An 8,056-nucleotide genomic window follows, 5' to 3' on the forward strand; every position below is an offset into this window, starting at 1 on the left:
ACTCAAATCGAGTGGTTTTTTTTATGATAGAAAATCAATGGTTGTCATTAGCCCCGATAGGAGTGGAAATCCTTTGTCCCTGAATTTATTCAGGGCAAAGATTGCAACGGATAGCGGGAGCAATAGTGACTGAAAGCACAAATGGGCTGCTCCTAAAAATAAAAAACGCCTCAAAAAATTGAAGCGTTTTTAGTATTGAAAATAGTAAACTATTGTTGGTTATAAACTTTCAGTGCCTCTTTTAGGATAGCTACTGAGCGAATCAAATCGGCTTTCTTGAGTACGTAGGCGATTCGGACTTCATTTAATCCCACACCCGGAGTAGAATAGAAACCGGCGGCCGGAGCTACCATAACCGTTTCTCCATTGTTGTCGTAAGATTCTAAAAGCCATTGGGCAAAATCATCGGCATTTTTTACGGGCAATTGGGCGATGCAATAGAAAGCACCTTTTGGCGTGGCTACTTTTACGCCTTCAATTTTTTGCAGCTCGGCAATTAAAGTATCTCTTCGGTCTTTGTATTCGGAAATCACATCGTCAAAATAACTTTGTGGGGTTTCTAAAGCAGCTTCACTAGCGATTTGAGCGTAAGTTGGCGGACTCAAACGAGCTTGGGCAAACTTCATAGCGGTTGCCATTAGCGCTTTGTTTTTGGAAACAATACAACCGATTCTAGCGCCACACATACTGTATCTTTTAGAAACCGAGTCAATCATGATGGCATGTTCTTCTAAACCGGGAACGTTCATTACCGAGAAGTGTTTGTCATTTTCATCATAAATAAATTCGCGGTATACTTCATCGGCAATTAAGAATAAGTCGTGTTTTTTTACGATTTCGGACAACTGCATGATTTCTTCTTTGGAGTATAGATAGCCGGTTGGATTCCCCGGATTGCAAATTAAAATGGCTTTGGTTTTTGGGGTAATCAATTTTTCAAAAGCGGCAATCGGAGGCAAAGCAAATCCTTCATCTATAGTAGAAATTACCGGAACGACTTTGACACCTGAAGCGGTTGAAAATCCGTTATAATTAGCATAAAAAGGTTCAGGAATAATGATTTCGTCACCCGAATCCATAGTGCTTCCCATGGCAAAAAGCAACGCTTCTGAACCACCGGTTGTAATGATAATATCGGCCACGTCGATAGGCAAACCATGTGATTTGTAGTAGGCTGACAACTTGGTTCTGTAGCTTTCAAATCCGGCTGAGTGACTGTATTCTAATACGCTGATGTCGGCGTTTTTTACAGCATTCAGTGCTACATCCGGAGTTTTGATATCGGGTTGACCAATATTTAAATGGTATACTTTGTGTCCTTTCTTTTTAGCAATTTCAGAATACGGAACCAATTTTCTGATGGGTGATTCAGGCATTTGCTGACCTTTCAAAGATATCTTAGGCATGTTGTTGAATTTAGTGGTGCAAATTTGCGATTTTTTTAGTTTGAAAACAATTCATTTATTGCATTAAAAATTGTTAAAAATATTTTTTGACAACCTAATTTTACTAAATTTATAAAAAATCATACTTGATGCGATTCTTTTGCTCTTTAATACTGTTTTTCACTGCCTTTGTATCTTGTTTTTCTCAGACAGGTTTCCAATTTGAAAAGAATAAAAAAAAAACAGTAATCCCTTTCCAACTGATCAATAATTTGATTTTCATTCCGATTGAAGTGAATGGAGAATCCTTAACTTTTTTGTTAGACACCGGCGTTAAAGAAACCGTGCTTTTCAGTTTGGATGAAAAGGAAGAAGTGAGTTTCTTTCATTTGGAAAAAATTATGCTGAAAGGTTTAGGAACCAATGAAGCAGTAGCGGCTTATAAATCTTCTAAAAACAAATTGGAAGTCGGTGGTTTTGTTGACAACGAGCACGAAATCTATTTAATCCTCGACCAAGAATTTAATTTTTCCTCACAAGTGGGTATTCCGGTAAACGGTATTATCGGGTATCATTTTTTTAAAAACCATTTAGTCGAAATTGATTACGATAGAAAGAAAGTGATTGTTTACAATGAATCTCATCAAAAAATAAGAAAGCGAGTGGCTAAGCATTACCACAAAGAACTCATTTCTATAGAAAACAATAAACCCTATTATTTAACTAGCGTGGTTACGGCTGAAAAGCCTCGTTTGTCTAAAATGCTCATAGATACCGGTAATAGTGATGCTATTTGGTTGTTTTTGAGTGAAGCAGACGATATAAAACTGCCGTCTAAATCCATACAATGTTTTTTAGGAAGAGGTTTTAGTGGCAATGTTTACGGACAAAGAGCCAGAATTAGTAATTTCACTTTTGGCGAGAAAACTTTTAAAAACCCGATAGGTACTTTTCCTGATTCAACTTCAATCCGAAGTGTCAACTTTGTTGATGATCGGGTTGGCTCATTGGGTGGAGAAGTGCTCTCACGATTCTCGGTGCTTTTTGATTATCAAAACAATTGCATTTACTCTAAACCCGGAGATAAAATAGAGTCTCCTTTTAACTTTAATATGAGCGGACTCGAAGTCCAACACGACGGTTTGGAATGGGTTTCCCAAGCCTACCAAGACCGCAGCAGTACAGCAGCTGTTTTCAAAGCCACACAAGGCAGCGACGGACATGTGCAAGACAACCTGAAAATCAAGTTTGAATTAAAGCCTATTTTTAGGATATTTAATGTTAGAGAAGGGTCAACAGCTGCGCTGGCCGGAGTGCAAAAAAACGATCGTATAATTAGTATTAACGGTAGAAACACTCATTATTTGACCATTGAAAATATAAACGGACTCCTCAAATCGGAAGAAGGAAAAACCATTGAAATTGAAGTAGAACGCAATGGAGTAATCCTTACTTATAAATTCCAACTCAAAAGTATCCTATAAAAAAAGCCCCGAAATTTCGGGGCTTTATGATTATTGCATCATCGGACTTTTAGTCTTCTTTTCTAAGAGATTCTCCACCGGTTTAACGATTACTTCTCCTTTTATTTTCAGAACCACTCGTCCTTCTTCTGCATTGATGGCATTAGTCTCCACCGTAATGGTTTTTCTGATAGGTCCCGGATTCATATTGTATTTCACCTCAATCTTTCCGGTTTTTCCCGGTGCAATCGGTTCTGTAGGCTTTGAAGGCACAGTACAACCACAACTCGATTGCACATTGGAAATAATCAGCGGAGCATCACCGGTATTGGTAAATTCAAATACCCGAATTCCGTTGTCTTCTTCCTTATTTACCTTGCCATAATCTATGGTGTTGTCTTTATCCTTAAACTCAATTTTTGGGCCGGTTTGGGCAAAAACCACTGCATTTACAAGGATTGTCGCGATAAGTATATATTTCTTCATAGGTCAAAATTTAATATTTGGTTAGTAAAAATACTCCGTTTAAATTAATACACAAAAATTTAATTCTTAATTTTTTCTAAAGTCTTTATTAATTACTTTTGCAGTTCAGTTTGCAAAATGCGTGCCACTTAGTTTAGGAGCGAGTGGTCAGTGAGTTTCAGCCATCCATATTCCTGCTGTCTGTTACAATCTTTTTAAATTACCAAGGGTTTAAAACCCTCGGCAAATTAAAAAGGATTTCCACGACCATCAGGGCTAATAGGGTAAATGTATCGCACTCTTGTAATCTAAAATCTAAAATCTGATATCTAATATTATATGATTCCAGCTCAATTCAACGCCAAAGAAGTAGAAAAAAAGTGGTACGACTACTGGATGAAAAACAACTATTTTCATTCCAAACCCGACCATAGAACTCCTTACACGATAACGATTCCGCCACCAAATGTGACCGGTGTATTGCACATGGGACACATGTTGAACAACACAATTCAAGATGTATTAATCCGTCGTGCGCGATTGAAAGGTTTCAATGCTTGTTGGGTTCCAGGAACCGACCACGCATCAATTGCCACCGAAGCAAAGGTTGTGGCGAAGTTGAAAAGTGAAGGCATCAACAAAAACGATTTAACCCGCGAAGAATTTCTAAAACACGCTTGGGACTGGACCAACAAATACGGAGGAACTATCTTAGAGCAGTTAAAACAATTGGGTTGTTCTTGTGATTGGGACAGAACGAAATTCACCATGGATCCGGACATGTCGGCGTCTGTAATTCGTTCGTTTGTAGATTTATACAACAAAGGCCAAATTTACCGTGGCTACCGCATGGTCAACTGGGATCCGGAAGCCAAAACCACTTTGTCTGACGAAGAAGTTATCTACGAAGAAAGACAAGGAAAATTATACCATTTAAAATACGCTATCGAAGGTTCGAATGAATTCGTAACCATTGCCACCACGCGTCCGGAAACCATTTTAGGTGATACCGCCATTTGTATTCATCCTGATGATGAACGTTATACGCATTTGAAAGGTAAGAAAGCGATTGTGCCTATTTGCAACCGCGTAATTCCAATCATTTTTGACGAGTATGTGGATATGGAATTCGGTACCGGTTGTTTAAAAGTTACTCCGGCACACGATATTAATGATAAAGCATTAGGCGAAAAACACAATCTTGAAATCATCGACATCTTCAACGAAGATGCAAGTTTGAATTCATTTGGTTTGCATTACCAAGGCAAAGACCGTTTTGTAGTACGTGAAGAAATCGCTTCCGAATTAGAAAAAATAGGTTCGCTAACCAAAACTGAAAGCCACCTTAACAAAGTAGGAACGTCAGAAAGAACCAAAGCCGTTATCGAGCCTCGTTTGTCTGACCAATGGTTCCTGCGCATGGAAGATTTGGTAAAACCGGCCATCAAAGCGGTTTTAGAAACGGAAGAAGTAAAATTGTATCCATCGCGTTTCAACAATACTTACCGTCATTGGTTAGAAAACATCCGCGACTGGAATATTTCGCGTCAATTGTGGTGGGGACAACAAATTCCGGCTTATTATTACGGCGCCGGAAAAGAAGATTTCGTTGTGGCTGAGAACATAGAAGATGCGTTAAAATTAGCACAGGAAAAAACTTCTAACTCCCAGCTCCAAATATCCGACTTAACCCAAGACGCTGATGCTCTAGATACTTGGTTCTCCTCATGGTTGTGGCCAATCGCAGTTTTTGGTGGCATCATGGAACCTGAAAATGAAGATTTTAAATACTATTATCCAACGAATGATTTAGTAACCGGACCGGACATTTTGTTTTTCTGGGTAGCGCGTATGATCATCGCGGGTTATGAATATACCGGACAAAAACCGTTTACGAATGTGTATTTGACCGGATTGGTGCGCGACAAGCAACGTCGTAAAATGTCGAAGTCATTAGGAAATTCTCCCGAACCTTTGGAACTGATTGAAAAATTCGGTGCTGATGGGGTTAGAGTTGGATTGCTATTAAGTGCTTCTGCTGGAAACGATATTATGTTCGACGAAGAATTGTGCAACAACGGTAAAGCTTTTGGTAACAAAATATGGAATGCCTTCCGCCTAATTAAAGGTTGGGAAGTAGCCGATATTGCGCAACCGGAGAGTTCAAAAGTGGCTATCGAATGGTATGAAGCCAAGCTGCAACAAACCTTAGTAGAAATTGAAGACCATTTTGAAAAATACCGTTTGTCTGATGCTTTGATGAGCATTTACAAACTGGTTTGGGACGATTTCTGTTCGTGGTTCTTAGAAATGATTAAACCTGCTTATCAACAACCAATCGATCGCGCGACATTTGACAAAGCCATCGAAATGTTGGAAGCCAACTTGAAATTATTGCATCCATTCATGCCATTCCTGACAGAGGAAATCTGGCAATACATAGCCGAAAGAACTCCGGAACAAGCGTTAATCGTAGCGGAATATCCGAAATTGACTTCGTTCAACGAAAAACTAATCGCTGATTTTGATTTCGCTGCCGAAGTAATTGCCGGCGTGAGAACTATTCGCAAAGACAAAAACATTGCGATGAAAGATGCAGTCGATTTGAAAGTGGTGAATAACGAAAAAGCCTCGACTTATTTTGATGCTGTGATTACCAAATTGGGCAACATCACATCCTTAGAATACATAACTGATAAAATTGATGGCGCACTGACATACCGTGTAAAATCAAACGAATACTTTATTCCGGTTTCCGGAAATATTGACATTGCTGCCGAGATTGCCAAGCTAACCGAAGAGTTAAAATACACCCAAGGTTTCTTACGCAGTGTGCAAGGCAAGTTAGCCAACGAGAAATTCGTTTCCGGCGCACCGCCACAAGTCATTGACAACGAACGCAAAAAAGAAGCCGATGCTTTGGCGAAGATTGCCACGATAGAGCAGAGTTTAGCGAGTTTGAAATAATAAAAAGTCCCGATGATTCGGGACTTTTTTATTGATGATTGGTGAGGAATACTGGTTTGGAAGTTGTAATAAAATGATGTTAGCGGTAGTATATTTTTACAAATAAATATCAATAACAATCAAAATTGGGAGAATAATTAAAAGCCCAATCCAAAAAGTCCTTAACGCAACGGTATGTTTATTTATTATTTTCCGGACTTTCTGATTTTCTGATTTTTCGTCAATGAAAAGAAATACATCTATATTTACCCAATATGTTCCGGCACTTGAATAACCGGGTTCTACAACTTCTTTATTGTCATTCTTTACAAAGCCAAAATATTCGTTGTAAGCGTCGAACACAACAATGGCGTTGAAGAATAAAAGAGCAAAGTAAATAATAAAAACTATCGTCATAGATGATTGATTCTTTTAGATCTTTTTCTGCTAGGAAATCGGGTAAAAGCCCAAGCGTGCAGTAATTACAAACGGCTGTTAGCGATAGTGCTAAACTTTTCTATCTCACTTGTGAGTTCCGCTATTTCTGTTGTGCTTTTTTCTCCAAGTATATGCGCTAAACTCCAAAAATCAATCTTAGAATTTACATGATAATTAATCAGCTCATTTCTAACTTTTTGAAAATCGTTAGAATTTATCATTTCAAAATTCACTTTTTTACTTTCTCTGGAATTTAGAAAAAGAATTATATGATTTCCAGTTCCATTTGATAGAGCTGGACCAAGATGTCCACGGCTTGTGCCAACTAATTTCCCACTGTAATCATCATTGGATATTACAATTCTTTTTATTTCGTTTAAATTATACTCTCTATTTTCAATTTCAATCGAATCAACTTTAAAAACTAAGTAGCCGTCCAATATTCCTTGTAGTTTTTCAAACTGAGAAAAGCCAATAAATTTTGTAACCAATCCAGCGAAAAATCCGATTAATGCAATCGCCATACATGTTTTACTTACATAATTTTGTTCTGAATCGAAAACTTTCTCAGAAATATACCCTAGAGCTAATGAAGAAAAAATAATAGTGTATATTATTTTTTCAACTGTCCAGTGAAATTTTTTAGACTTCTTAAAAATTGTAAATTTCATAATTGCTCTCTGGCATTATCGCTAACGTCTTGCAGATTGTAACAGCTGCGACTGCGTGATTGATTATTTTCTACTAAAATAAAGATTTTCCAGCGGAAAATCGGCCTGCGGTTTAAACAAATTTCGCAGTTGTTACAAACTGCTGTTAGTGGCTGTGCTTATCTTAAATTTATTACGACATATTTATCTCTAGGCTCTTTCCACGACTTTACAAGACTAACTTTAATTTGTCCCGTTGCTTCCTTCTCTACAAAAATGTTAAATACTTCGTTTTCTCCTGAACTATTTTGCGTAAATGATTGCCCATTCTGTTCTACAAAGAAATGTGATAAAGTATTTTTTCCGTGAAATTTGTTTTTTAGATTGAAACATAGTCGATATTTACCAGTTCCGTAATATTCAGAAAAAAACAACCAAGAATATTTTAATTTAGTTTGTTGTTCAATCCAACACTCATTAAATTCAACACTTAAACTATCTTGTTTAATTCCATTTGGTTTAATACTTAATTCACGAACAAAAGCTCCATTCAATTTTGAATCATTAATAGATTTAGAAACCCAATTTGTTGAATAATATTCAGAAATTGAGTTACTTAAATTAATAAAACACATCGCCATTATTAATAATAGGACTGAAACAATTGAGATAATGATTTTCTTTTTCGTGTATTTCATTACTGGTGTTT

The 8,056-nt window shown here is 37.3% G+C and carries 7 protein-coding genes; 2 read left to right on the forward strand and 5 right to left on the reverse strand.

The features are described from left to right. Positions 1-209: 209 nt before the first annotated feature. A complete protein-coding gene (locus tag ACK4HO_RS12385) occupies positions 210-1,406 on the reverse strand; it encodes a pyridoxal phosphate-dependent aminotransferase (RefSeq protein WP_409666247.1) in 1,197 nt (398 codons plus the stop codon). Between the two features lie 251 nt (positions 1,407-1,657). Here ACK4HO_RS12385 and ACK4HO_RS12390 point away from each other — a divergent pair, with 251 nt between their 5' ends. Further along, positions 1,658-2,869 carry an aspartyl protease family protein gene (locus ACK4HO_RS12390; protein WP_409666249.1) on the forward strand — a complete coding sequence of 404 codons (1,212 nt, stop codon included), beginning with the start codon at positions 1,658-1,660 and terminating at the stop codon, positions 2,867-2,869. A gap of 30 nt (positions 2,870-2,899) precedes the next feature. Here ACK4HO_RS12390 and ACK4HO_RS12395 read toward each other — a convergent pair whose 3' ends face one another. Next, positions 2,900-3,334: a DUF1573 domain-containing protein gene (locus ACK4HO_RS12395; protein ID WP_409666251.1), complete on the reverse strand. Its 435-nt coding sequence runs from the start codon at positions 3,332-3,334 to the stop codon at positions 2,900-2,902. A gap of 318 nt (positions 3,335-3,652) precedes the next feature. Between ACK4HO_RS12395 and ACK4HO_RS12400 the strand changes: the two genes are divergently transcribed. Next, the gene (locus ACK4HO_RS12400; protein WP_409666253.1) at positions 3,653-6,280 is read left to right on the forward strand and encodes a valine--tRNA ligase; all 2,628 of its coding nucleotides are present in this window, start codon (positions 3,653-3,655) and stop codon (positions 6,278-6,280) included. Between the two features lie 96 nt (positions 6,281-6,376). Here ACK4HO_RS12400 and ACK4HO_RS12405 read toward each other — a convergent pair whose 3' ends face one another. The 3 genes from ACK4HO_RS12405 to ACK4HO_RS12415 all read right to left on the reverse strand — a co-directional run. Then, complete coding sequence (locus ACK4HO_RS12405; RefSeq protein WP_409666255.1) at positions 6,377-6,676, reverse strand: hypothetical protein; 300 nt, start codon at positions 6,674-6,676, stop codon at positions 6,377-6,379. Between the two features lie 65 nt (positions 6,677-6,741). After that, positions 6,742-7,368, reverse strand: coding sequence for a hypothetical protein (locus ACK4HO_RS12410; RefSeq protein WP_409666257.1), 627 nt, complete (start codon positions 7,366-7,368; stop codon positions 6,742-6,744). Positions 7,369-7,526: 158 nt separating this feature from the next. Then, the coding region (locus tag ACK4HO_RS12415) for a hypothetical protein (protein WP_409666259.1) at positions 7,527-8,056 on the reverse strand (530 nt) is incomplete at its 5' end.

This window comes from Flavobacterium sp. (assembly GCF_046296355.1).
Taxonomy (GTDB): domain Bacteria; phylum Bacteroidota; class Bacteroidia; order Flavobacteriales; family Flavobacteriaceae; genus Flavobacterium.

Coding starts and splice junctions, on each gene's coding strand:
- ACK4HO_RS12385 (WP_409666247.1), bottom strand. CDS start 1,406: ATGCCTAAGATATCTTTGAAAGGTCAGCAAATGCCTGAATCACCCATC.
- ACK4HO_RS12395 (WP_409666251.1), bottom strand. CDS start 3,334: ATGAAGAAATATATACTTATCGCGACAATCCTTGTAAATGCAGTGGTT.
- ACK4HO_RS12400 (WP_409666253.1), top strand. CDS start 3,653: ATGATTCCAGCTCAATTCAACGCCAAAGAAGTAGAAAAAAAGTGGTAC.
- ACK4HO_RS12405 (WP_409666255.1), bottom strand. CDS start 6,676: ATGACGATAGTTTTTATTATTTACTTTGCTCTTTTATTCTTCAACGCC.
- ACK4HO_RS12410 (WP_409666257.1), bottom strand. CDS start 7,368: ATGAAATTTACAATTTTTAAGAAGTCTAAAAAATTTCACTGGACAGTT.